Here is a 25,815-nt window from a genome sequence, read left to right on the forward strand (position 1 = left end):
GCTATAATCCCTGCTCTTCATCAATTCTATTAATGGAAGATCATCGTTCCCGGTGGGGCGGCTGGACTTCAAATCCAGATGGGGCCGCCCGCGGCCCTCGGCAGGTTCAACTCCTGTGATCTTCCGCCACTTTTTGTCTGATGGTGGCGGTTTATCCTGACATTTCCTTGGCTGAAGCAAGATCCGAATATTGATAAAAAGCAAAAGAAATTAGCCAGCTAATACAAGCTAAGCAACACAACACATTCGAAGCCATAACGAGAGAGTGGCATAAATCCAAAGCTGATAAATCGAAGTGACCGCCAGTAAAGAGAAAGAGTGGCTTGATGGCCTGCCAGAAGAAGCCTCAGCCCAAGTAAAACGTGTGGCTGTTCGCTCGCGTTACTAGACGCCACCGGAGAGCTGGCGACTCATATTACTGGCTGGAGTAAAGAAGTGTGTCATGCAGCGATAAAGCAAAGTTTCGATGACTGGTTAGCGGATTTTGGCATTGGAAACAGGGAAAAATATCAGGTTGTTACCCGTACCCGTGACTTTATCCAGAAATACGGACTTTCACGCTTCCAGCCTTACACCTACGGCAGGCCAAACGGTGATATTGATACGTCACACGCCATGAGAATTAATGATCTTGCCGGGTATCTGGTGAATAATCATTGTGATGATGGACAGGTGAAATATCATTTATCCCCAGTGTATTTGAAGAAGAAATATTGCAGGGATTGCAGAAAAAATCGGGTTTTGAATCCTTAGAAGAGGCCGGAATGTTGGTTAAAGCTGAAAAAGACCGCTTTATCAGTAAAACCATTTCAGTAAATGTCACTCAGGGGCGGTTTGTCGTACCGACTCTTTTACCGGAGATTATATAATTAAGGGACACAACCTAGTTTTGATATCAAATCAAATAATACTCGTTCAATCTTGTCGGAAATGGTCATCCGTCATTCCGCAGCTATATCTGTAATACCCTGATTTTAAATCGATTTTATGAAATTTGAATGCCTATTGATTCTTAATTAAAACAACAAATTATGAATGCGGTGCGGAATGTCAGGTTATTATTTTAACACCTTGATTATGTAATTTTCACCAAATATTGAAAGCCTATCAAAAATATAAAGATAGGCTTTGTGAAGTGGTATTGTTAAGTTATTTTTATAATAACAAATTAGTTAAATATATCAAACCTTGATATTATCTCATAATCTTCAAGATTTGCAGCTTCATAGCTTTCGTCACCAAACATGAATTTCCAGACATAAATATAAAAAGCTCTGACAGGTATCATATCTGGTAGTAGTATTTGAGGGGCACCAGAATCATAATAACGTGTTAATTTTTCATCACTAGCATAACGAATTACATATTTAAAACTTTCTTTACATCTATGTTTCCATGACATGGAAAATTCATTATATTCTAAAAACAATAACTCATTAACCAATTTTTCTATGCTTTTCACATTATTAAGATTTAAGTCTAATAGGCTATGATCAATATGCGGACCTCCAGCTAATGGAGCCCAAAACATATATATATACCCTTCACTTATTTTTATTTTTTTCATTTCCTAATCCAATTATTATTCAATTCCAAATATGCTATAAATCTTTCCTGTTTTTTTATCAAAACCAGCTCTAACTGTTGAGGTTTCAAAATATTCTTTCCCTCCTTTTTTATAACCTTCTGAAACAACTTTCCCCATATCAAAATCTACTCTGCCTGTTTTATGAATTTCTGGATTGTATAGAGGTAAAGCTTTTTGTATTGCTTCATATTGATCTTTATAAGATAGAAATCTAGTAGAATCTGTTGGCTTGCCATTCCTACCATCAGGTGTATAACCTGTTTTTGCTCGATAAGCGTGATTTACCGACAAAATTCGGTAAATGGAATAGCGTCTTTTCACGTTTTAATGCCTGGTCGAAGAAGAGTATTTTACAGCTTATTTTCAAATGGTTATCTGATATTGCGAATACAGAACGGTTGTTTATTGATGGAACTATCGTTCGTGCTCACCAGCATAGTGCCGGAGCAGCTTCAGATAACAATGAGGCGATTGGTAAAAGTTGTGGCGGGCGTTCAACCAAGATCCATTTAGCGGTAGACAGCGGAGGTTTGCCCGTTCATTTTGAACTCTTCGGGGGACAGGCTTACGATAGTGTTCATGCAGAAAGTCTTGTCTCTGAGTCCCCCTTATCCGAAGTCGTTATTGCTGACAAAGGATATGACAGCCAGCGTTTCAGAACATTTATTGAACAACGAGAAGCCACCCGGTGATCCCTTACCGCAAAAATAGTCGAAAAGCAGGCCAACATTTTGATAAATGTTTATACCGTTATCGCCACGTGGTGGCACTGGCATTTATCATTGTCTGGTTGCCGATGTGGGTTGATTGAATTATGACCTTAGAACATCAACAGCCCTTAGTATTTTTTAAAAAGGAGAGTCATTACTTCTCCTTTTTAAATTTATTAGCTAATACAAATAAAGATATTTACTATTTTAGATTATTCTTTATATGCAGAATCATATTTTCCACTTTTTACAAAATCTGGAGCAACCCAATTAGGTCCTTTGATTATTGTACCATTATGCCCTTCAGATAATTTACCCTCTTTTATCAATCTTTGTAAAGTAATCCAAACATCTTGATTAGCAATAGCTTCAAATTTATAGTCTGTGTACATTCTGTCCAATGATGGATAAGAGGCTGTAAGTGCAAAAACCATCAGAACGTCTTCAACAGATTCATTTTCAATAATCAATTTCATCATTGACATTAATACCTTCCTCTCTTTATTAGCCCCATTGCTTCTCTATATTCTTCCTCATCAGCCGCATTTTTAGCTTCAGGTGTATACAAAGGTAAAGTACTTTCATTAATTTTATAATCTTCCAGAGTTGCCGTATGAGCGTGATTCCAAATATCTTTATCATGAACACCATCAGGAATACCTACAGTACGATAACGTTCTAGTTCTCTTATTTCATGTGTGTAGTAACGCTTATCATAATCTGTAACTGGTATCTCTCCTGAAATAATTTGCTCTAAACGTTCAATCATCATTGTATTGCCTATATTTTTTTCAAACCTGCTGGTATGCAGTTTAACTTTATCTAATCCTTCTTGTGTAATTTCAACATTTCGCCAATCTAAATCCTGAATAGGGCCACCGGCTTTGGCTGGATCATAAGTACGACCACTGTATTTACCTTTTTCCGTTCCACCATAAGGATCGCTCAAATAAACATAAACCGCCGGCACGCCCTCAATCGGGAAGACCAGAATATAATCGCGGAAATCACTTTCCTGTATCGGCGTGGTCGTCTTCGTTGGCCCGCGGTCTGTTCCATCCGCTATCGGCGTTTCCGTCTTGTTCCCCGCCATTTCATTCGGATCTTGCTGCGGGTTGACCATCATCCCGTTCCGCCATGTGGGCTGCGCCGGAATTTCCAGACCGGGGGTTTGACCGGTCAGGCTCGAATCATCGAGCGGCACGGTGTTGACATTGATTGGCGTGCCACGCTAGTTAAAATATTGAGGCAAGTCCTGCGGTGATAATGCCTGATACATTGATGACGCTGTCGTGTACCAGACCAGTATAGGTGAATCCGCGCCATCCTCCCGAAATTCATAGGTTCCCGGGGCAGTTTGCTTCACATGACGCACTTTAACCATATCCATACCGCTTCCTTCGCGGGTATCGTGGCATGGCACAAACCACGGTTTAAATAATGAATCCGCCGCCCGTAATGATGGTTTCATGCCCATTGACGAAATCGGACAAAGTTCTAACCCGAAAGAGGTCGCTAACAGTGCCTACAGCCTGTTTAACGGTGTCGGCAAAATTCAGGGCAAACGCGAATCAAATAAAAGCTATTTGTTTAAACAAATAGCTTTTATTAATCCATTTTAAATATTATTTTTTTATGTTATTCAATTAAATTGTTATATTTTTTTGTTCTGGAAAATTTAGGCTCTTTCCAATTTGGACCTTTAATTGTCTTTCCTTTACCATCTTTAGCTAGCTTTCCCTCGTCTAGTAGTCTTTTGTATGTTGTCCATAGCTCGTTTTTTTCGATAACTTCAAAATTAAATCTTACATACATGCGATCTATGGATGGATACGAGCTTTTAAGAGAAAAAAATAAAAGTATATCCTCAACTGATTCATTTTTTATCATTTGTTCTAATGGACGCATATGATTACCCTTCTATTTATATTTAGCTTCTTCTTCAAGATCAGCTGCATGAATGGCCTCAGGAGTGTATAAAGGATACGTTCTTTCATGAATTTTGTAATCCTCCAGAGTTGCAGCATGGGCATGATTCCAAATATCTTCATCATGAACACCATCGGGAACGCCTATAGCGCGATAACGTTCTAATTCTCTTATTTCATGTGTGTAATATCGCCTATCATAATCAGTGGTAGTAATCTCTCCCGATAGAATTTTTTCTAAACGTTCAATCATTATTGTATTGTCAATACTTTTTTCAAACCTGCTGGTATGCAGTTTAACTTTATCTAATCCTTCTTGTGTAATTTCAACATTTCGCCAATCTAAATCCTGAATAGGGCCACCGGCTTTGGCTGGATCATAAGTACGACCACTGTATTTACCTTTTTCCGTTCCACCATAAGGATCGCTCAAATAAACATAAACCGCCGGCACGCCCTCAATCGGGAAGACCAGAATATAATCGCGGAAATCACTTTCCTGTATCGGCGTGGTCGTCTTCGTTGGCCCGCGGTCTGTTCCATCCGCTATCGGCGTTTCCGTCTTGTTCCCCGCCATTTCATTCGGATCTTGCTGCGGGTTGACCATAATACCGTCCCGCCACGTTGGCTGCGCCGGGATTTCCAGACCGGGTGTTTGACCGGTCAGGCTCGGATCATCGAGCGGCACGGTGTTGACATTGATTGGCGTGCCACGCTGGTTAAAATATTGAGGCAAGTCCTGCGGTGATAATGCCTGATACATTGATGACGCTGTCGTGTACCAGACCAGTATAGGTGAATCCGCGCCATCCTCCCGAAATTCATAGGTTCCCGGGGCAGTTTGCTTCACATGACGCACTTTAACCATATCCATACCGCTTCCTTCGCGGGTATGGTAGCCAACCACCTTCACTACTCCGGTCTTCTCGTCTTCCACAAAACGATAGCGAACACGTGTCTCTGCACGGCCTTTTTGATCCGCCAGTTGTTTCAGTCTTTCGAGCTGGTGTTGAGCCGTGTCACTGTCAGCGCCCAATGCCCGTTTCATTGCCCCCCAAACGGCCTGTGCCCGGTCCGCCGGTGTGGAAGAGATGGCGGCCATGAACAGTTTCTCTTTCTCCGAAAGCCGTGGAGGCGCGCTTTGGGTTTCCCATGATCCCTCGTTATTACTCGCCGTACCCGCAGCACCCGCAGCAGCATTTAATGCCATCTGCGTTTCTATTGCCTGAAATATCAGCGGATTGGCTTGTGCCGGTGGCACCACCTGATCAAGCAGCCATCCTATCGGCACCATATACCATGGCGGCGTGTTTTTATTTTGCGCCGCCGAAGCCATTGCGGGTGTTTGCGGTGCTGATACGGGCAGGTAAACCTGCAATTGGCCAAAATTGGTGGCGGGCTCGGTCTCTGTGCCTGCATCGGTGCAACCCAAAGGTTGCAGGCAGGATTTTGCAAATACCGGTTTGGCAATACGTTCAACAGCGATCACATGCCGACAGTTATGTTCAGGCATGACCGTGATGCCCGAATATTCGGGGTCAGCGTAATATCTTGTTTGCAGGGTGGCTTCTGTCCAGCCTTCGATCTTCGGCAGGCCATCACTGAGTTCGCCCGGCATAATCGCGGGTGAAGAACCCAGCGTTTTTGCGATTTTTACCGCTGTAGCCGTGGATTTTTCAACCAACTGGTCTGCCAGTTTCTGCGCCTCCACATGCAGCGTCATAGGCAGCGATGATAAATTTTCCTCCCGCAGTATGCCCTGACCATCCGTCACGCCACGGGCATTGATAACACCATCCCGACTTTTCAGGTGATAGGGGATACCGGCTAATGGCTTGCCCTGATTGTCTAGTAACTGAAATTCCAGCCAGTGCCTGAATTTATTGCAGGGAACACAATCCAATCTTCCTGTGTCACTCATTCGATTAAATCCTTTATTGATTAGGTCCGTGGCGCACCCATACCGCTGTCTGCCAGAAAGTCATTGAGGGTCAGTGCCTGTAAACGTGCACCCTGTTGGCGGTGCTGGCGCAGCCATTTTTCAAGGCGGCGGAGCAGGGCACCTTCGGGGGTGTCCAGTTTCAGAGCCTGTTCGCCCTGTGCTTCCCACAGTTCATACATCAGTGTTTTTGCGAGCCCTTCCAACGCAAAATCGGACTGTTCCCACGCGGCTATCAGGTGTGGCTCCAGTACAAAAGGGCGTTCAGTCTGGCTGAACGGGCATTCTGCCGGGCGAAGGAAAGCGGTTGGCGCTGGCATATCCGCCATCAGTTCAATGACCGGATTAAGCAGGGATGTCCAGTCCGTCGGCTGCATGGCAGGCATCAATACCCGCAGGATGCGCGTATCCATGAACCGGAAGACAACCTGTTCATCGCGCAGGGTCACGAGCTGGTGACGTTGCCAGTGAGCCAGTTGTGTCTGCCAGCCCGCGTCGCTACGGTATGCCCAGCCCCAACTGCCATCGCTGAATGCGCGGCGGTCAAGCAGGCGCGCAAGAGGGGGAAGACAGTCCATTTTCGGCTGGATAAGCCACGGTCCCTGCTCCATCAGGTGGGCGAGTGGCGTGCCGTTATAGAGGGGAAGCGCCTGCTCGACCCAATCATTCGCATACAAGGTGTTGACAGGGCTGGGGGCAGCAAGCGGGTTGACGATAAGGTAAACCGGCGATTTATCGGGTTCGCCCAGCCAGGTTGTCCAGCTTGTTTTTTGGGTGGAATAAGTCATGACTGGCCTCCCTGCGGCGCTTTAATCACCCAGGCGGCATTTTCCTGTGCCTGCAATGCGCAATATTTTTTGACCGGAAACTTCACCACTGGCAGCGCAGGCACGCCGTCAGGGAGTTGCAGCGTGATGCCCCGCCCACTGCCACCAGTGCCTTGCCCGACGTTAATCGGTGAGGACTGAATACCTGCCGGTGTCACTTTGACAAAGCTACCGCCCACCTTTAAGGTAATTTCGGTTGCTGCTTCCAGAACTATTTTTCCGCCACTTTTATGATGCGTTTCCTGTCCGCTTTCAGTCACCAGTGCATCACCCGCCTGAATATGTTGTGAGCCGGCGATGCGGTGGGAAACATCCCCTTCGGTGGAGTATTTGCGGCCCCCCTGCACCTGCGAATGTTCATCCACCTGAATATCGCTGTAATGGTTATTGTCAATGCGCAGTTTCTGGTCATGCTTGATATGCCAGAGAACGTCATTTTCTATCTGGCCGGTGAAGTCTTTCTGGGCGTGGATATAAACCTCTTCACTGCCTTTGGCGTCTTCAAAGCGCAGCTCGTTAAATCCTTCCCCCTTGTGGGTCTGGGTTTTGAACGTGGTACGGGTTTTTTCGGCAGGCAAATTCAGCGGCGGCCGGTTGACAGCGTTGTAAACGCACCCCGTGACAATGGGGCGGTCAATATCGCCATTGAGGTAAGAGACAATGACTTCCTGCCCGATGCGCGGAATAGCCATAAAGCCAAAACCGTTGCCGTTCCAGCCCTGTGCCACCCGAACCCAGCAGGATGCCCTGTCATCGGCCTTGTCGTAGCGGTTCCAATGAAAATGGACTTTTATCGCGCCGTCTTTATTGACGAAAATTTCTTCCCCTTCCGGCCCGACCACCGTCGCGCTTTCATCACCGTCAGCCAGCGGTTTGTAGTGGAAAGGCGGGCGCCAGTCCGCCAGGCCATCCATAAAGCCGAATTGGTTGCTCAGTGTGGTGCCTGCACCGCTGTTGTCTCCCAGTGCCTGCGGGCAGCGTCCGTGGTGGTGGATGGTGATAAATCGGGGGAAACCGGTGTGATATTGCAGGCATGTAAATGGGCAGGCACCGACTCTTGTGTCAGCGTAATGTCACCGATACCCAGCTTCATGGCCTGCGCATGGTAGCCGATGAGATGGGCACATACGGACTGAGGTGACAGGGTATTCGCCGCTTTCCCATCCATCCCCAAAAAGTGTATCTGGTTGTGAAGGCGCCCCAGTAAATCATCCGTTATCAGCGCCTGAAATATGTAGTTACTACTTATTTTTTTCTTTGGTTCTATTGAAGAGTGAAATAACTTTTTCTGCGGGGGGGGGGTTATTGTATTTTTCTCCTTTCTTTTTGTTTTATGGGGACTTATAGGTGCCACCTATTTCATACTAACTTAAAGAAAACCAAAATATTATGACCCGTTTATTAAGGTGTTTGGGGTTGTTGCTTTGATTTCACTTATTTTGAGTGTGCCCGTATCATCTTATTTTAATTTTAAACTAAAAAATGATGGCTATTTGGTTTGTAACAAAATTTCATGGATGTCACCAACAACCTATGTAAAAAACTTATCACTCTGTAAATGAAAATTTTTGTAAATATTCTGCCCTCATGTTTTCTCTTGTTTAGCCTCTAAAAATTAGAGGCTATTTTGAGTAGTTATCATGGTGTTATATATTGTTTTAAAGAAAATAACTATTACTGTTGGATAAAAATATGGCACAACACTTTCATTGGCAGAAAGAAAACTACCAAGTTTCAACAGACAAATCGCTTTTAGATATTGCCTCTATCCATCAATTTCTGACACGTTCCCGTTGGGCGGAAGGTATTGATCTCGAAACTGTACGGTTTGCTATTGAAAACAGCCTGACATTTGGGTTGTATAAAGATAAAACTCAAATAGGATTTGCTAGGTTTGTCACAGATTTTGCGACGTTCGGCTATCTATGTGATGTTTATGTCTTGGAAGAATATCAAAAACAACAATTAGGCCGCTGGTTGATAACGTGTTGTCAATCTCATCCCGTTATGCAGCGGCTACGTAGAATTATGCTTGTGACGTCAACGGCACCCTGGTTATATGAAAAATTTGGCTACTCTCCCGTTAGTCATGAAAATGGTGTTTGGCAGATAGTTCGCCCAAATATTTATAAGAAAAAGTAACATGATTTTTCACAAAAAACTCAAGGAAAGAAAATTATTCCTTGAGTTCTCAGTTAATTATTCTCAAATCGGTTTCTCTATTGAATTATACAGCGTATCAAGTTGATTAATGCGTTGGCGGTAACTTTGCAGCAAACAGGTTGTATCGCCCTTGCATTTGTAGCGCTGTTTCAGCCATGCAGTTTGGTTATCATGCATTTCGCCAGATACGCCCATGGCAAACAATCCGCGCAGAAAATGATATTTCACACTTAATTCCACATCCAGATCATTTAGCTTTGGGTTTGAACAAATTGCTTTCTCATCCGGTGCCTTGGCTTTGGCACAGTCAAAACTGGCCGCAAAACTGAGTGGGGAGAAAATAAGTAATATAAACCAGAGATATTTCATTTACTTCTCCTTTATGGGAAAGAATCTGAATGACCGAGCTTTGCCAGTTGCATCTAATTTGCAGGAGAATCGAATGTCATGCCAGCCATCATTCGTCCTATACATACCGATGCCGACTAATTCAGAAGGCTGTTTGAGTCTGATACTTTCTTTGGAATCTACACCGAGGAAAATTTTATCTGCGTCTTTATGATATTTCTTAATGATGGGTAAGGCAAAAGGGCGACAAATAAACTCTGCCACTTTTTTGGCATCTGACCAACTTTCTACCATTGGTAGTGCAGATTTATCTGTAACTTGTTCATTAATTTGCTGTTGCAGGTATTTTATCTGGTCTGGCGATAATTGTTGAGATGGTACTTGTGCTTGTGCAAAGGCAGATAATAGTAGACTGATGACTCCCAAATAAGTTAAGTATCTTGAGTAAAACATAATGGTATACTCCTTGTTTGAGATTCAAAAAGTATGGCATAGATTTTGTCGTCGCGCCAATAATATAATATACTGCTGTTGCATGAGTCTTAGGTTATTTATAGACCAACGAATTGATAGCTAAGGCTAAAGTTGTCGCTATTGTATCTTTCACATTATCGATAAGAATAATATTAGGATATTCCGTTCTTGTGGTGCTGGGGTAAAGATATTCGATTAACACTCTATTGGCTTGATCGGCTAATTCTTTAATACTGATGCTCATTCCTGCGGCACATGTCGATGCTTCTATAGCGGTTTGAGTCAGTGTCCACTCTAACTGGAAATATTGCTCTGGAGCATGAGCACACATTTTATTAATTTGGTCACGAGCCATAACGGCATAGTCATCAGTATGAGTATACTGATGATACATATTTAATTGACTAAGATAAAAAAATCCTGCATTTTCATACCCACTTAAGTCAACATTAGATTCTTTATCTTCTACAAAGAATAAAATGGCTGGGCGAGTTCCATTAGCGGTAAAGGTATTGAAGTTTACATCAGAAATATTCTTTGTAGATGAGTTATAGTATAAATGTTCAATGTGAGATAAGTTCTCAAATAAGTCAAACCACTGGTCGCGGTCAAAGGGACGATATGAAGAAAATATACCTACATCTAAATTAAGGGAGTGGGAAAGTTTTATGATAATTAATTCATTGTGAGATTCAATGAATTGATTAATTCCATTGATGATAGACTCAATTGATTCACCATTAGCACCTTCCCAAAAGAATCCCGCTTTAAAGTAGTGACCAGTATAAAATTGACCATCGCTAAGGACTGGCCTAATATCAAAATATCTTATGCCTAATTTCAACTGACCTAAAATATTATTTGATTGAGTCAAAGTGTTACATTCTGAGGATAATTTTGTACTCCAAGTGACGGCACTCATTCCTGCGTCGTGAGAACCGGTGATACACATTTTTTTTAGTGGCAGGCCCGCTAAAATATTAATGTTTTCTCGCATCCAGGATTCAGGGTTTATATTAGGTCCTGTATAACTACCAATATCACCAATAAAAAATAATTGAATTAATCCATTTTTTTTCCAGCCAAGGCTGACTATAGAACCTTTTTGATAGGTGCTGGTTTTTAAATTTTCCAGATAAACTTCTAAGTCAAACCGTCCAAGTTCGTTTTTATACCTTCCACGTATTCTGAAAGTAGTATTTTCTGAATCCAGAATTTGATATTCGATGTCAAAATTACAATTGGTTATATCATCATCGTAATAGTATGAAATAGAAATATATCCATATTTCTTAGGGATAAGTGAATCTGGTAAGTTTGCAATATCCACATTTTGGGCGGTGCTGGACATTCTTTTCCAAGCTGAGCTCGTATTATTAACGAGTATGAGATTTGCATGTTCTCCAAATTGAGGCATGATTATTTCCCCCTTGCTAAAAGTAACAATACGTTATTATTTTTGTGTGTTACTTTTAATTATAGTCGGGATTGTAAAATGTCAAGCAGAATTTAAATAATGTTTTTTGTATCGAATAAGCATGAAGTGAACTTATGTTTTTGAGCGTTTTTTTGAAAGAGAAAAACATACCTCACTTTATTTTTAGTGAGGTATGTTATTTAAAGTATTTTATAAACAATACATTATGTAAAATGACGATATATAAATAATATTATCATTTGGATATTAAATATATTGATTCATAAGGTTTAATTTTAATTTCATGATCTACTGTTGCCGGTGATGGGTAATTGCTCATCAATACCTGCCATTCTTTGCTTAAAAGTGCCGGTTCTGGAGACCAATGTTGGGTTTCAGCGCTTAGGTTTGCAATGACCAGCAAGGTTTGATCTTGCCAACGACGCAGATAGCACCACAATGAAGGATGTTCTGGCAGCAGATCCAGGTAATCACCGTATGTCAGAATGGGTTGTTGCTTTCTCAATTTAATCAAATTGTGGTAGCAATAAAAGACGGAATCTTCATCCTGTAATACGGTTTCGGCGTTGATCTCTGGGTAATTACTGCAAGGTGCAATCCACGGTGTTCCGGTGGTAAAACCCGCGTTTGCTGAATCATTCCACTGCATGGGAGTTCGGCTGTTATCACGGGATTTCTGCGCCAAAATTGCCAGTATATCCTCTAATTGCATACCTTTCTCAATACGCTCTTGATACATATTCAGGCTTTCGATATCCCGATAATCCTCAATACGCGTAAAGTTAGGGTTTGTCATACCCAGCTCTTCGCCCTGATAAATATAAGGCGTACCCTGCATACCATGTAGCACCATTGCCAGCATTTTAGCGGATATTTTGTGGTACTGATGTTCATCACCAAACCGAGAAACAATGCGCGGTTGATCATGGTTACACCAAAAAAGTGCATTCCAGGCTTTTTGGTGCATACCCTGCTGCCATGTTGAGAAAATCTTTTTCAGTTCAACGTAATCTGGTTTTGCCTGAGTCCATTTTTCTCCATTTGGGTAGTCAACTTTTAGATGGTGAAAATTAAACGTCATGGACAGCGTCGTTCCGTCCAGGGCTGCATAGCGTTGGCAGTTCTCAAGGCTGGTGGATGACATTTCACCAACAGTCATCAATCCTTTCGGCTGGAAAACATCACGGCTCATTTCTTGCAAAAACTCGTGTATCCGCGGGCCATCGGTGTAGAATCGGCGGCCATCGCCGTGATCATCGTTAGGATAATCTTGCTGTTTTGAGACAAGGTTAATGACATCCAGACGTAAGCCATCAACGCCACGATCAGCCCAGAATTCACAGATTTTCTTCAGTTCAGCGCGAACCGGTGCGTGCTCCCAATTTAAATCGGCTTGTTCAACCGCAAACAGGTGGAGGTAATATTGTTGACTCTCTGTATGCCATTGCCACGCATTACCACCGAATTTGGATTTCCAGTTATTGGGTAGAGAACCTTCAGAACCCTCCCGCCAGATATAAAACTGGCGGTAAGGGCTATTAATATCCTGTGCCGCTTGGAACCACGGATGTTGGGTTGAGGTGTGATTGAAAACCATATCCAAAATAATGCGAATGCCACGGCGATGGGCATTTTGCACCAAATTATCAAAGTCCTCCATACAACCATAATCAGGATTGATGGCACAATAATCAGCGACATCATAGCCATTATCAACCTGCGGAGAGGGATAGATTGGGGTGATCCAAATGGCTTCAACACCGAGACGCTGTAGATAATCCAGCCGTTGGGTGATCCCGTTGATATCTCCCGTACCGCTACCGGTACTATCCTGAAAACTTTTTGGATAAATTTGGTAGATAACGCTATCCATCCACCATGGTTTTTGTTCCGTCATAAATAGATACCTACAAAATTAATTGGCCTGTTCATTGGGTAAAAGCGCTTTGCGTTCATTTCTACGATAAGCCAGAACGGTCAGCAGGAATGGCACAGCAATCGCGATGAGCATGGCAATCAGATAAACCATCCAGAACTGCGGCTTGATAGAAAGAATGCCTGGTATTCCGCCAACGCCGATACCATTGGCAGTGACATGGTTGAGCCCACAAACCAGTCCAGCCAGAGCTGCGCCAATCATCGCGCAGAACATGGGGTAACGGTATTTGAGGTTGATACCATACATGGCAGGTTCGGTGACACCCAGATAGGCTGAAATTGCCGCAGGAACGGAAATTTCGCGTTCTTTTTGTTTCTTACTTGCCCAGACAATGCCGACAACGGCAGAACCCTGAGCGATATTAGATAGCGCAATAATCGGCCAAATTGGGGTGCCGCCGGTACTTTGGATCATTTGCAGGTCGATAGCCAGTGTTGTTTGGTGTACACCTGTAATAACTAACGGTGCGTAGAAGAAGCCAAACAAGGCGGCTCCAATAGGCGCAAAGCTACCCGTCATTAGACTTTTAACAACCCAGGCAACACCATCACCGATAGCACGTCCGGCAGGGCCTATCAGGGCGTGGGCGAGGAGGACGGCCAGGACCAGAGAAGTCACAGGGACAATAACAAGATAGAGATAGTCTGGTACCCATTTTTTCAGTCGCGTTTCAATCCACCCCAACGTCAGGCCAGCTAACAGGGAAGGAATAACCTGTGCCTGATAGCCGACTTTAGAAATTGTAAACCAGCCGAAATTCCAGACTTCGGGCGTTTGTTGCCCAAGCAGGTAAGCATTCATTAATTGCGGGGAAACCAGGGTAATGCCGAGAATAATCCCCAGAATGGGTGTTCCCCCCATCTTTTTGACGGCAGACCAACAGATACCTACAGGGAGGTAGAAGAATACGGCTTCACCGATTAACCAGAGAAAATCATAGACACTCTGCCAGACCGGGTAGAGTTGTGCGAGCGATTTGCCTTCACTAAACGGGATATCCCCGATCAGGTTACGGAAACCGAGGATTAAACCACCGCTGATGAGGGCAGGCAGTAATGGGAAGAAGATCTCAGCAAAATGTGAAATTGCATTTTCATACCATTTCATATTTTGGCGAGCAGCTTGTTTAACTTCTTCTTTATTAACAGATTGTTTCCCTGTGGTTTCAAGCAGAGCTTTGTAATAGACATCCACATTCGTGCCAATCACGACCTGAAATTGTCCGGCATTCGTGAAGCATCCCTTGACCATTGGCAATTCTTCAATGGCTTTGGCATCGGCATTTTCTGGTGTATTAAGAACAAATCTGAGGCGGGTGATACAATGACTGACGGAAGCGATATTCTCTTTACCACCAATCAAGGTAATAAGATTATCAATATCCTTTTGATTTATTTGTTTTTTTTTCATGCCTTTTCTCCTTTGTGTGGCAGGAGTGATAAATAATGGGGTTTTGCGATTAACAGAATGATTTCTCTCATGGTGAGATAATGAATAGACTGAAGTAATAGCAAGTTAATCCTAGACAGATTTTTATATTTTGAATATGAAAAGTTGCTTTGTTTGAGTTTTAGATCACATTTTGGGCCACTGATTTGAAATTAAAGGGTTTTTTATATTCATAGTCCTTATCATTATCGGGTTTTTAGTTTTTTCGGTGATTAATAGATGTGATTTATATACGCATTAAACTTCAAGCTACAATTTACAACACGATATCAGACGCATCTTGAAAGGAGATTGGTATATACCTTTATCGGATCAGCGCTTGGATTCTGCGCCCCGTGACGGCGCAGAATGTTATTCAATTCGATGATATCGGTGTGAATGGTGTGGTTGGAAAAACCAATTCACGGAAATTTTAATCTGTTATCTATTGGTTTTTCGTGAGTGAGGTATTGCTCTCCATAAACACCAATAATTTATACTCCATATGATTGTCGGTATTAAAGCTATAACGAAAGCAAATAGTAAGCTTTGTAATCCACTATTGATCAGGTAAACCACAGGCGTATATAAGAGACTTGAAAAGTATATTCCTAATGTTGTGATAATGAGCGCGAGATAAAATCGGTTAAATTTAAATAGAATGATATGTGAAATTAATAAAAATAGGCATGGAATGGTAATTAAATAAGACAGGGCTGGTATTTTTATCGAAAGTATTGCACAGAGTAATCCAATAAAAATAAAGGGGATCTGTCTGTAAGATTTTTTTATATTACGCTTCATCTGATTGTGAAAAAGATGTTTCCCCCAGAATAAACAAAGAATTAAACTGCTGATACCAAAGGCGATGGTGGCATTAGGCGAGATGATAACTAAACCGTATATGGGTAACGGAAAGTAAACTGCGTCTTTATTATGTTTCAGTAGTGTCATATCTTGCTGTACGACAAAATAATAACCCACTTTTCTCACGGTATTTTGGTATTGAAACAAGGTTTCAGGGGAAAGATTTTCCAGCGTATCGCTCATTCTGTGATAATGTTCGAAGCCTTGCACAACGGCAAAGTTCAGCCCTGCTATCCCTTTTTCTTTAAATACCGTGTAATCAGTATCGTTCTGTAAAATATCATATATCAACGGGGTAAATGAGAATGCTGTGACGTTGCTTAAATGCTTATTTAATGCCGTCATCAGCGCATAAGGTTGAGCCGAGGTTTCAAATAATACAGGAATACCATGATTCCCCCTTGCTTCAAAATTCAAAACAAGACTAATCGATTGTAACTCTTCAGCGGTCAATTGGTTGGCAAAATAATTTGCGCCTAACAAACCTAGCTCTTCACCATCGGTGAGCAAGAAGATAACATTATTTTTTATCGTCGTTACCTGGGTCAAATCCCGCATTAGTTGCAATATGGATGCAACAGCCATGCCATCATCACCAGCGCCAGGGGAAGTCCCCACACTGTCATAATGCGCGACAATCAATATTGTATTTTTAGCGGCAGGAGAAGTTCGTTTGGCAATGATGTTGGTGCCGTAAGCGGCATTTCCCTGTTTTAACCCTGAGCGGATGCGTACTTCTTCTTCAAAGGTATTAGCGCCGACTCGTGCTAATTCTGCATCAAATGCGCGGCGTTGGTATTCATCAAGTTGTGAGTAGATTTTTTTCTGACGTGCAACCAGTTCATCAACAGTGAACAGGAACGGTTGCTCGACAACAGGGTATCCCATTGCCTGAATTTCGGTGAGTAAATAGCGGCGGATCTTTTCTTGCTGGGTGGATACTGTAGGATGTGGTTTCGCTGCAATGATGCTTAACGCTTTTTGTACATTTACATATCCTGTTTCTTTAGTGGGTAAGGTGGTCATCATTGTTGGTTGTACCATGCTGACACCTTGATATACAGATAAACCCAGAACAACGACTAAAATCAGGCTCAAAATGATACGAGTCATGTTGTTTCCCCAGTGTTGTCAGTAGGCTGCGTGATAACAGTTTCTTGGCAAGAACAAGTACTGTCACACGCAGTGCTAATACTTAGCTCATTTTTACGTCCATTAAGGTTTCGATAGCACCACTTTGTAATAATCGCTGCATCTTAGGAACCACTTTGGTCTTTTGGTCAATTGGCAGAACATGAACGCCAGAACCCAGAAATACGGGAATGGTGGTAATGAACAATTGTTCCAATTCACCTGCATTAGCAAAACATGCAGCTGTTTTTCCTCCTCCCACAACCCAGACATCTTTGCCTTTTGCTGCCAGTCTTGCCTTGGAAGCGATGGATTTAGGAGATTCTTGGGTGACTACCGCATTGATCCCGACAGGAACGGATAGTTTTCTTGAAGAAAGAATAAATGACGGAATATCTCTGTAGGGCCAGTCATCCGCTGAATTTTTCATGATCCATTCATAAGTTTCAGCTCCCATAATGGCCGCGCCAATTCCGCGGTAGAAATCATCATACGGGGTGGCATCATCGCCAAGTGTGAATTCATAGAGCCAATCCAACTCGTGGTTTTCCGTTGCGATATAACCATCCATTGTTGCAGCGACATAATAAATGAGCTTTGACATCACTTTTCCTCATAGTTACACATTACAATTAAAACTTTGGCTAATTAACCCTGTTTGACAAGTAAAAAGATTCATTAATTAATACCAGCCAATTTAAATAGCGTTTCAAAATGATAGGCGTATTCCTTACCTCGTATGAAAACCTATTTAATAACACTATTAAATTAATTTTATAAAGCCTATTCCTTTAGGCTCTAAATTATCAGGTCGATTAGGCCGTGCTATTTATAATCTATAAAGTAAGACATGTCATTGCATATTCGCATTAAACGTCAAGTTGCAACGATATGAAACTTGATGTCTTCCCGCTTCGCGGGGAGACATCACACGCATCTTGAAGTTAGATGGGTATATTCGCATTAGGGTGTTACTTATTTATTAAGGTTACGAGTTTATTGGCGCCATGCGTCACTTGGGCGTGGTATATATAATGCCATTGCCACTGGGTAATTGAGTGATCGCTTTAACGGTAAAATTAGCTTGTTCGAGTAATGCCCTGAATTCTTTTTCTGTGCGTTCTTTACCGCCAGAAATACCAAAAAGAGACAGCATATATAAGTCCATCATGGCGGCAGTTTTATTTGTGCTTGTATCTTCTCTGTCTGAAGCTAATAAATCGATAATGATGAGTATGGCATTTTTAGGCATACTTCGATGGCACGTTGATAATATTTTTCTGCAATTATCATCACTCCAATCATGGAGTACATGTGACAGGAGATAAATACTGGCATTTTCCGGTAATGCTTTGAAAAAATCACCTGCAATAATTTGGAATAACCCTGTTTTTCCTTGTTCAGCCAGCTTTTGCCTGGCTATCTCTGTAGCGACAGGTAAATCAAGGAGAATCCCCTGATTGTTCGGCCATTTTTCTAATATGCGCATGAGTAGATAGCCTGAACCTCCCCCAATATCTAAAATGGTTTCTGAGTCACCAATGACAAGATGATCTAATAATTCAGGGACTTCCAATTCTAATCCCATATCCTGTGAGCGGTCGAAAATAGCTCTTTTTTCTGGATTGGCTTCAAGATATTTGAACAAGGGCGTGTGATAGAACTCTTCAAAGCTGGATTTTCCACTGCGGATAGTCTCTGTTATACCACGCCAGGCCTGTCCTATTTCTCCGTTAATCAGCAATGCCGTTGGTTGTGCAGAGGCGATAGCTTGCTTTGTTAGGCGCTTACCCAATAAGGTTAAAGCAAATTTGCCATCCGTGTTGGTGACGAGACCAAATTGGGTCAGCGCCCGAAGTAGTCTCGCCAGAGCGGCCGGATTAGTTTGAGTTTTGTTTGCTAATTGTTCAATTGAGCTGTTAGAAATGTCAATTAAATCGGGTAAATTGAGGACACAGAAAGTCTGGATGGCTTGGGATATCAATTGACTGTATAAGATCTGTCTAATTTGTTGAGGTGTGTTGTCACTTTGCGTGTCCATTGTGGTTTCCTTTCATTAAGCATGTTGTTTATTGGGTATCGTGTTGAATGTGTGGCAAAAAGTCATCCGGCTTTAAGAGGCTGGATGACTTGATGCGATTTATACCCGTGGCCTTTTATCGGTCATGATTATTTATGGGCAATGATGATGCCATGTGGCGTCCAGCCTGGAATGCGGATGCGTTGTGGATCTTTGAATCCGGCTTCATTCAGGCAGTGTTCATATTGTTCCCAGGAATAAATCATTCCTCCTTCAGCGGGCAGACAGGCGAAGTAAACGCTGTCTAGTGCAGCAACAACAGGGCCATCTCCTTCATCATTTGACATTGAGTTGAAAATCACAACCCGTCCCCCTTTTGGCAGGGCATCATAGGCTTTGCGTAACATGCGTGTGTTTTCTTCCAGTGTCCAAATAACCAGTTGATGGGCGAACAGAATGCAATCATAGCCTGTTGGGAAAGGATCATGCAGGATATCCAAAGCCCTAGCTTCAACTCGTTCTCCAAGCCCCGCTGCTGCTATTTTGGACTTGGGAACTGCCAGCGCTGATTCTATATCGAGCAAGGTCACATGCAGGTGAGGATTGGCCTGTGCCAGTGCAAGAGCATTGACTGCATCACCTCCACCCGCGTCGAGCAGACGATGTGTGTTGGACAGGTCAAGGTGTTTAATCAAATCTTTGTTGGCAAGTTCAGACCAAGAACGCATATATTTATAGAAAACGTTTTCAAGTTCAGGATGTTGGTGCATACGATGGTAAAGGTCACGACCTGTGCCCGGAAAACGCCGTAAACCGACATTGTTGTTTGCCCGCAGAGATTCGGTAAAGTCGAGCTGGCTCTCATAGACAATATATTGCTCAAATGCCACAGTATCTTTAAAGCGTTGCCAATCATCCGTGCTCATGAGTTCTTCCAGAACCTCAGCATTTCTGTAAATTCCGTTGTCTTTTGTCAACATACCCAATGAGGTGACACCTAATAGCAAGATATCTGTTGCTCGCTCTTCCAAACCCAACGCTGTTCTGATTTTTTCCTTCGTCGGTTCATGAAGGTCTGTGATCGTTTCAAACAAATTAAGCTCACAAGCCGCTCTAAGATATTGGAATGCCGCATGACTAAATAGGAGATAACTAAGCCCCGCCATATCAAGTTGAGCAGGCTTTGTATAGTCAACTGAGCGATGGGTAGATGTCATATCTTAATTCCTTAATAATAATATTGTTATAGGTTAATGGTTGGGTCGGCATATACGCATTAAACGTCAAGTTGCAATTTACAACACACTATGAAACCTGATTTCTCCCCACGAAGCGGGGAGGAATCACACGCATCTTGCAGTTAGATTGGTATATAACGTTTTTACTACTGTTTTTGATTATTATTGTGTCGTGCCATAAGCCGTAGGCTCTGTCCATACGAGGTCAATGTATTTCAGACAGTCACTCCGCGTTCCTTCAAACCCTTCTTTAGACCATCCAGACGGGAGTTCCCGCCCACTTGGCCAGATTGAATACTGTTTGTTAGCGTTAGTAACGACAAGGCACAACACGGAGTCGTTTTCACCAAGAAAAGTTGCCATATTGGTCTCCTTAATAGATGACATTCTGGGGTTATTTTTTGTGTTCATCTGGGGTTAGGGCGCTTGTATCCAGGGATCTCATCCGAGTTTTTTTCAGCCCTTCCAGAATTTGGCCGGCAGGGGTAGCCGCTTTTGTTCTGGCGAGTAGGCTACTGCTGCTTTCCCCCACAAATTTTTCGCAAACGCTGCGATGAGCGGTGTAAACTTCAGTCAGCACCGAGCGCATTCGCTCAACGGTTTTGGGATGCGTTTGTTCAATAAAACTCCAGACTGGTGTCGACTGGCGCATCAGGCGAACCAATACTTCGTGATCACGCCAATTGATACCGCTCATTTTGGGAGGCGCTATGGGAGGCATTAATGTCGGCCGGATTTCGCTTAGATATTGTTCTTGATTGAGATCGGTGGCGAACTCAAGCGTGATCCGAGAGATATCCATTAATTGAATAATTCGGTTGGCTTGTGCATGAGCAAGTTCTATATCGTTGTTTTGGGCGGCCCTCGTCATTAGGTTGAGGGACAGGCTCATCCCCTGGCAGAGCACCATAAACAGCAGGTGTCCCCTTACCCAGCGTCTAAAGGGCATGTTTGGATCTTCTTGCCGAGCAGGGAGGGCCAATGAAGCGTTCCAGGCTCGCGGCATACTGCGTGGTTCGATAATCGTATGCAAAATGGCGTCGACAGTAGAGATGACCTGATTCCACTCGTCTTGGCTTAAGTTGGTGCCCCAACGCTCGACTAATTCACAGACCTGCACGGTGGCTTCCAGTGTCGCTTTGATTAATAGAGCGGTGCTTTCTCCCCGATGCCTCTCAATCCAGAACGCTTTGTCATTATCTCTGTTTTCCTGACTTTCTCGGGGATCATCCACTGCGACGCCATCGGAAATCTGAGGGAGTTGTTGGTGAATGCTGTTTAATGTGCTTATGAACGTCGTCAAGCTCCGATAAGCCTGTGCTGCCTCAATTTGTGTGATCACTTGACTTGCCAGCATTTTCGCTGACTGCAAACCTTGTTCATCCACAGGTAAGTCTTCAGGTATGCCTAGAATGAAAGGATTGCTTGATATCGGGAAAGATGACTGATTCATGTTATTTCTGTTCCTGTGTCTGGTGTTGTAGAGTTTCTGGTGCTATCAGGAAATCGGTCTCAATCAGATAATTCAGGATCTTGTGGGCATATCCTTTCATGGTCATTGGACGGGGAATATCTGAGGATGCCAGTAACTCAAATGTCTGCTGTCCTTCTAATTCTGGGTTCACTTCATGCCTATAGGCCGGATCAAGTGCCCGATGTGGTTTTGGATCGGCATCTTTGATCAGAGGGATCAGTGGATAAAGGTGATGACCAGGTGGAACGGCTAAAGCGCGTTTTCTGCCTTCCTCAAAAGGCACGATCTTGAATTTATAACCGAAGTCTTGGATCCAATCGCAGAATTGGCGAATGGAGACGGGATCTGGGTTAAAGAGATGGAAGAATTTACCTCGACTTTGTGGTTGCTGTGAAATATGCACAATGGCGGCAGCAACATAATCTACCGGTACGATATCAAAAATACGTGGATAATCCGGCACAATACCCATTGGTAAAAAGCCGCGCAGGGCAACCAATAAATAGTCGATACTCTGCGATGCACCTGTTTCTGTATGTCCCAGAATCAATCCAGGACGGAAAATACTTACGGGGATACCCCGCTGGCGAGCGAGATTGGCGACCCCTTCGGCGACCCACTTACTGCCCGTATAGCCAGCCGGAACGCCAACAGCGGACTTCAATGGGCTGTCATTTTCCAGGAACGGTCGTGGCATATGTGTCGCCAGCAGAGTATCCACGGTAGAAACATAGTGGACATTTTTTAATCTGGTTGTACAGGCGAGTTCGAAGACTGTCTGAATACCACCTACGTTGGTGGCTTTTAGTGCACTGTAGGGATAAACAAAGTTGACCAAAGCGCCATTGTGATAGATCACGTCTACATGGTTGGCTAGTGATTGCCATTGATTATCGGATAGGCCGAAATGGGGAAGCGCCAGATCACCGATCCAAAAATCGACCCGATGCAGTTCGGTTTCAATTTCAATGCGATATTTTTTCAGACCTTCAATAACCCGTTCTTTGGCATGTTCGCTGTCTTTGGCACGACACAGGCAGATTATTTTGCTGGATGTTCGTTTCAGGAGTTGTTCGATCAGATATAATCCTAAATAACCGGTTGCTCCGGTAAGGAAAACGAATTCGGGCTGATACCAACTGGCATGTGGCAGTCCCAAAGGTTGTATGTTGTCATCCAGCCAGATATCGCCTTCCAGGGTTTGTGCATGTTGGCGTGCAAGGAGGGAAGACAACCCTTCGCGCCGATAAATTTCTATGGCTTCTGCTACTGCTGCGGGGGTAGGAACCCGAAAAAATTCATGCAGTGGGATCTGAACTTGGTGCTGTGTGGCCAGTTTACCCGCCAATCGGGTTAAGAGAATGGATGTACCACCTTGCACAAAGAAATCGGTATCAGGTGTGACTTCTGATAAGCCTAGTACCTGAGCAAAATCTTGCATGACGGATTGTTCCAGTTTTGACAGGGGAGCACGTCCCTTGAGTGTGGTCGTCTCCGTTTTAGTTGGTGTTGCCAATTCAGCTAGTTTTAACAGATCCACTTTTCCGCTGGTGGTTTTGGGTAACTTATCCATCAGCAGACATTGCGCTGGTACTAAATAAGTCGGTAAATGTTGGGATAATTGCGAGAGGATCTTGTTAGCATCCCATTTTGTTTTTTGGTCTGTTGCTGCAATCAGCCTTGCTTGTTCCGTTCCTGCATCAATCGCAAAAACAATCACTTCACTGATATCCAAAACCTGACGTATCACATGGGCAACTTCGTTAAGTTCAATGCGATGACCGCGGATTTTTACTTGATGATCACGCCGTCCCAGATAACTGATCGCGCCATTAGACAGACGACGTCCTATATCTCCAGTGGCATATAGACGCCCTGTACCGAAAGGATTGGGCAGGAAACGCAGAGCGGTTTCCATCGGTTTACTCCGATAACCGCGAGCCAGACTTTTGCCGGCAATCATGATCTCGCCAGGAACGCCACAGGGGACGAGATTAAGATCAGGATCAACGACAAAGGCATCAACATTGTTCAGGGGATAACCGATGGGAATAGGGTTGCCGGTATCGTTCGGAACAGCATAAGCCAGTGCATCAATCGTTGTTTCTGTTGGCCCATACAGGTTGATGACCTTGGCTTGCCAAACGGTGTGGAGCCTCTGTACCAAATCTGAATTCAGTGCTTCACCGCCGCTGAGTACCAGCCGGATGGAGTGACAACTTTCTGCCTGGGGATGATCGACTAAGGCTCCCAGCAAGCTGGGTACACCTCCCAATATACTGACTTGGTGTTGTTTAATCAGATTGATCAGGATGTTTGAATCTTCCATTGCTGCCGTATCGGCCAGCACAATAGTGGCGCTGCTGGTGAGCGGCCAGAATAGTGCCCAGATACTGGGATCAAAGCTGAATGAATGATTATGTAGAACATGATCTTGCGGTTGCAGAGGCCAAGTCTGTTGGCGCCATATTAAGTTATTGACCACTTGCTGGTGTTCAACCAGTACCCCTTTGGGTTGTCCAGTGCTGCCAGAGGTGTAAATAATGTAAGCAGCGTCTTTGTCTGATAAGTTTTCAGGGGCTTGCCAGTTAATTGAAATATCAAGGTCTTCCATGCAGAGTACAGGCACTTTTGGCCAGTCACGGGTGATCTGCCCTTGTGACGTGATGACCAATGAGCTAGCGCTGTTTTCCAATAAAAAGCGGATTCGGTCACTGGGCAGGCGTGGATCAAGGGGCAGGAATGCGTGACCTGAACGCAATATACCTAATACTGTAGTAACGAAATCAACCGTTCTGGGCAGGCATACGGCAATAATTTGGTTTGATTGTGCAACGTGTGATTGAATATTTGCAGCCACAGATTCAGAGCGATTCCATAATTCTGCATAACTCAACTGTTGAGTATCATCCATGATGGCGATATTGTCCGGCGCTGATTTTACCGTCTCCGCAACCAAATCAGAGAGTGTCGCATTCAGGGGGGATGTTCTGCTTCCCCGTGAAACTGCCAAGATCTTTTCCCGCGTTTTGTCTGATATCAGCAATGCAGTTTCAATACGCTGCTCAGAGGGGGTAAATAGCAGTGTTGTTAACGCTTCTTCCAGTGTATCGACCCATTTCTTGGTCAAAACGTTGCAGTCATAGTCCATCACCAGCGTTATCTCTTGTTCTCTTTCATAGCAAGTGATGTAGAGATCAAGGTCATTGGATGAGAACAGTGGCGGGCATTCCACCAGTTCGATCTCACGGTTTAAATCGGAATAGTGCCTGGCTTCAACATAGCTCAAGCCAGTTTGGAAGTAAGGTGTTCGGCTCAGATCCCGTTTAGGGGGGCAGATTTCCAACAAACTGGAAAATGACACTTTGTTTTCCGCTGCCAACTGTTCAGCGACTTGTTGGTTGATATCCCTCAAAGTACCGTTTTCGGTCAAATCAACCCGAATGGGCAGGAATGTTTGCAATGGCCCGATAACAGCAGAAAGAGAAGGATCGCGAACCTTGACGCCACAAACGGCAGCATGGGAACCTTGCCAGCGCATCAACACTGCGAGCCAGCAAGAGATAAAATGTTCTGGGCTTTTTGTCTGCCATGTTGTGCTGAGTTGTATTTTATGGATTTTACGTTGTGTCAGTTTGATCTCTGGTCGAGGAAATTCAATCGGGATTTCGGTTGCGGCTGGAGCTTGCAGTTTTTGTCCCCATTGATAAATTGCGCTTCTGACGGCTTCATCGTCTAAGCGAACTTGTTCTGCCTGCAATGCAGCCGTCAAATCACCAGCCGATAACGAAGGCAAATCACTTGCTGGTAAAAATAGTGACTCTGCAATGAGTCTTAGTGAAACTTCATCCAGTGAGATAGGGTGACCAGCCAAAAAAACATCATATTTTTCTTCCGAGAGTTTGTTAATGAAAATGCGCAGTAGTGGGCCTTCACTGATATCAATCGGTTTGATGATAAGTTCAGATTCAAACTCAGAGGGCGTTACATTGGAAAATTCAAATTGTACCTGTCCTGTTGGCATTAATAGCCTGACAGGTTGACCTGCCACTTCAATGAACAGGCTGCGCAGGGTTTCAGCCTTGGTCATTAACTGGCTGAGATTAATTTGCACTGTTGCAATATCTAACTGCCCGTTTACCTGAATGTGAGCAGTCACAGGCATCATATTGGCATCAGATAAATGAGTCAGTAACCAGATCCTTTTTTGTTCTGTGGAAAGTGGATGTGCACTGAGTGCTCTTTGAGCCAGTGGGTGTGAGCGCAGTTGATCTTCGAAAGCGACCATATGATTAGTTTGCAC

24 protein-coding genes, 1 tRNA gene and 3 pseudogenes are annotated in these 25,815 nt (G+C 43.6%); 6 read left to right on the top strand and 22 right to left on the bottom strand.

Annotation, left to right across the window (positions count from 1 at the left end; genetic code table 11):
- Window positions 1–34: 34 nt before the first annotated feature.
- Together WDV75_RS00475 and WDV75_RS00480 are read left to right on the top strand one after the other, a co-directional pair.
- Window positions 35–129: transfer RNA gene (locus WDV75_RS00475), tRNA-Sec, on the top strand.
- A 306-nt stretch (window positions 130–435) separates the two neighbouring features.
- On the top strand, window positions 436–753 hold the full coding sequence (locus tag WDV75_RS00480; protein ID WP_273559373.1) for a hypothetical protein: 318 nt from the start codon (window positions 436–438) through the stop codon (window positions 751–753).
- Window positions 754–1,168: 415 nt separating this feature from the next.
- Here the strand turns inward: WDV75_RS00480 and WDV75_RS00485 are convergent, their stop codons facing one another.
- Both WDV75_RS00485 and WDV75_RS00490 read right to left on the bottom strand, forming a co-directional pair.
- On the bottom strand, window positions 1,169–1,567 hold the full coding sequence (locus WDV75_RS00485) for a hypothetical protein (protein WP_273559372.1): 399 nt from the start codon (window positions 1,565–1,567) through the stop codon (window positions 1,169–1,171).
- Window positions 1,568–1,582: 15 nt separating this feature from the next.
- A complete protein-coding gene (locus WDV75_RS00490; protein ID WP_273559414.1) occupies window positions 1,583–1,909 on the bottom strand; it encodes a hypothetical protein in 327 nt (108 codons plus the stop codon).
- Between WDV75_RS00490 and WDV75_RS00495 the strand changes: the two are divergent.
- Window positions 1,864–2,399, top strand: a pseudogene (locus WDV75_RS00495) (IS5 family transposase); the annotation flags it as partial. The gene WDV75_RS00490 and the pseudogene WDV75_RS00495 sit on opposite strands and share 46 nt — an antisense overlap.
- A gap of 111 nt (window positions 2,400–2,510) precedes the next feature.
- Here the strand turns inward: WDV75_RS00495 and WDV75_RS00500 are convergent.
- The 3 genes from WDV75_RS00500 to WDV75_RS00510 form a co-directional block, all read right to left on the bottom strand.
- Window positions 2,511–2,783, bottom strand: coding sequence for an immunity protein (locus tag WDV75_RS00500; RefSeq protein WP_273559371.1), 273 nt, complete (start codon window positions 2,781–2,783; stop codon window positions 2,511–2,513).
- A complete protein-coding gene (locus tag WDV75_RS00505; protein ID WP_273559370.1) occupies window positions 2,783–3,424 on the bottom strand; it encodes an S-type pyocin domain-containing protein in 642 nt (213 codons plus the stop codon). Before WDV75_RS00505 ends, WDV75_RS00500 begins: the two co-directional genes overlap by 1 nt.
- A gap of 105 nt (window positions 3,425–3,529) precedes the next feature.
- Window positions 3,530–3,769: a hypothetical protein gene (locus tag WDV75_RS00510; protein WP_273559368.1), complete on the bottom strand. Its 240-nt coding sequence runs from the start codon at window positions 3,767–3,769 to the stop codon at window positions 3,530–3,532.
- On the opposite strand from WDV75_RS00510, the pseudogene WDV75_RS00515 reads away from it, so the two are divergent.
- Window positions 3,720–3,869, top strand: a pseudogene (locus tag WDV75_RS00515) (DUF927 domain-containing protein); the annotation flags it as partial. The gene WDV75_RS00510 and the pseudogene WDV75_RS00515 sit on opposite strands and share 50 nt — an antisense overlap.
- Window positions 3,870–3,936: 67 nt before the next feature.
- On the opposite strand, the gene WDV75_RS00520 reads toward WDV75_RS00515, so the two are convergent.
- The 5 genes and pseudogenes from WDV75_RS00520 to WDV75_RS00540 form a co-directional block, all read right to left on the bottom strand.
- Window positions 3,937–4,206, bottom strand: coding sequence for an immunity protein (locus WDV75_RS00520; RefSeq protein ID WP_273559366.1), 270 nt, complete (start codon window positions 4,204–4,206; stop codon window positions 3,937–3,939).
- A 12-nt stretch (window positions 4,207–4,218) separates the two neighbouring features.
- Window positions 4,219–6,147, bottom strand: coding sequence for an S-type pyocin domain-containing protein (locus tag WDV75_RS00525; RefSeq protein ID WP_273559365.1), 1,929 nt, complete (start codon window positions 6,145–6,147; stop codon window positions 4,219–4,221).
- 20 nt (window positions 6,148–6,167) lie between these two features.
- Entirely contained in the window at window positions 6,168–6,953 is a 786-nt protein-coding gene (locus WDV75_RS00530) for a DUF4123 domain-containing protein (protein WP_273559364.1), read from the bottom strand.
- Window positions 6,950–7,993: pseudogene (gene tssI, locus WDV75_RS00535) on the bottom strand (type VI secretion system tip protein TssI/VgrG); the annotation flags it as partial. The pseudogene tssI and the gene WDV75_RS00530, both read right to left, overlap by 4 nt.
- Window positions 7,924–8,166, bottom strand: coding sequence for a hypothetical protein (locus WDV75_RS00540; RefSeq protein WP_338860510.1), 243 nt, complete (start codon window positions 8,164–8,166; stop codon window positions 7,924–7,926). The gene WDV75_RS00540 and the pseudogene tssI, both read right to left, overlap by 70 nt.
- Window positions 8,167–8,398: 232 nt before the next feature.
- Here WDV75_RS00540 and WDV75_RS00545 point away from each other — a divergent pair, with 232 nt between their 5' ends.
- Together WDV75_RS00545 and WDV75_RS00550 are read left to right on the top strand one after the other, a co-directional pair.
- Entirely contained in the window at window positions 8,399–8,554 is a 156-nt protein-coding gene (locus tag WDV75_RS00545) for a DUF1240 domain-containing protein (protein WP_338860512.1), read from the top strand.
- Between the two features lie 130 nt (window positions 8,555–8,684).
- A complete protein-coding gene (locus WDV75_RS00550; protein ID WP_273559361.1) occupies window positions 8,685–9,134 on the top strand; it encodes a GNAT family N-acetyltransferase in 450 nt (149 codons plus the stop codon).
- A gap of 63 nt (window positions 9,135–9,197) precedes the next feature.
- On the opposite strand, the gene WDV75_RS00555 is transcribed toward WDV75_RS00550, so the two are convergent.
- The 12 genes from WDV75_RS00555 to WDV75_RS00610 all read right to left on the bottom strand — a co-directional run bounded on the left by WDV75_RS00555 (window position 9,198) and on the right by WDV75_RS00610 (window position 25,815).
- Window positions 9,198–9,524, bottom strand: a complete 327-nt coding sequence (locus WDV75_RS00555; protein WP_273559359.1) for a lysozyme inhibitor LprI family protein — start codon at window positions 9,522–9,524, stop codon at window positions 9,198–9,200.
- On the bottom strand, window positions 9,525–9,956 hold the full coding sequence (locus tag WDV75_RS00560; RefSeq protein ID WP_273559357.1) for a hypothetical protein: 432 nt from the start codon (window positions 9,954–9,956) through the stop codon (window positions 9,525–9,527).
- A gap of 94 nt (window positions 9,957–10,050) precedes the next feature.
- Window positions 10,051–11,394 carry a hypothetical protein gene (locus WDV75_RS00565; protein ID WP_273559355.1) on the bottom strand — a complete coding sequence of 448 codons (1,344 nt, stop codon included), beginning with the start codon at window positions 11,392–11,394 and terminating at the stop codon, window positions 10,051–10,053.
- Window positions 11,395–11,650: 256 nt separating this feature from the next.
- Complete coding sequence (treC, locus tag WDV75_RS00570; RefSeq protein ID WP_273559353.1) at window positions 11,651–13,312, bottom strand: alpha,alpha-phosphotrehalase; 1,662 nt, start codon at window positions 13,310–13,312, stop codon at window positions 11,651–11,653.
- A gap of 18 nt (window positions 13,313–13,330) precedes the next feature.
- Complete coding sequence (gene treB, locus WDV75_RS00575; protein ID WP_189760314.1) at window positions 13,331–14,764, bottom strand: PTS trehalose transporter subunit IIBC; 1,434 nt, start codon at window positions 14,762–14,764, stop codon at window positions 13,331–13,333.
- Window positions 14,765–15,223: 459 nt separating this feature from the next.
- Window positions 15,224–16,762, bottom strand: a complete 1,539-nt coding sequence (locus WDV75_RS00580) for a M28 family metallopeptidase (protein WP_273559351.1) — start codon at window positions 16,760–16,762, stop codon at window positions 15,224–15,226.
- An 82-nt stretch (window positions 16,763–16,844) separates the two neighbouring features.
- A complete protein-coding gene (locus tag WDV75_RS00585; RefSeq protein ID WP_189760313.1) occupies window positions 16,845–17,384 on the bottom strand; it encodes a dihydrofolate reductase family protein in 540 nt (179 codons plus the stop codon).
- Window positions 17,385–17,792: 408 nt separating this feature from the next.
- Window positions 17,793–18,821 carry a methyltransferase gene (locus tag WDV75_RS00590; RefSeq protein WP_273559348.1) on the bottom strand — a complete coding sequence of 343 codons (1,029 nt, stop codon included), beginning with the start codon at window positions 18,819–18,821 and terminating at the stop codon, window positions 17,793–17,795.
- A gap of 128 nt (window positions 18,822–18,949) precedes the next feature.
- Window positions 18,950–20,017, bottom strand: coding sequence for a methyltransferase (locus WDV75_RS00595; protein ID WP_273559347.1), 1,068 nt, complete (start codon window positions 20,015–20,017; stop codon window positions 18,950–18,952).
- 183 nt (window positions 20,018–20,200) lie between these two features.
- Complete coding sequence (locus tag WDV75_RS00600) at window positions 20,201–20,401, bottom strand: MbtH family NRPS accessory protein (RefSeq protein ID WP_273559346.1); 201 nt, start codon at window positions 20,399–20,401, stop codon at window positions 20,201–20,203.
- Between the two features lie 31 nt (window positions 20,402–20,432).
- Window positions 20,433–21,491 (bottom strand): hypothetical protein, encoded by a 1,059-nt coding sequence (locus tag WDV75_RS00605; protein WP_273559343.1) that lies wholly within the window; start codon window positions 21,489–21,491, stop codon window positions 20,433–20,435.
- Window position 21,492: 1 nt separating this feature from the next.
- A complete protein-coding gene (locus WDV75_RS00610) occupies window positions 21,493–25,815 on the bottom strand; it encodes an amino acid adenylation domain-containing protein (RefSeq protein WP_273559342.1) in 4,323 nt (1,440 codons plus the stop codon).

The organism is Xenorhabdus griffiniae, assembly GCF_037265215.1.
Taxonomy (GTDB): Bacteria; Pseudomonadota; Gammaproteobacteria; order Enterobacterales; family Enterobacteriaceae; genus Xenorhabdus; species Xenorhabdus griffiniae.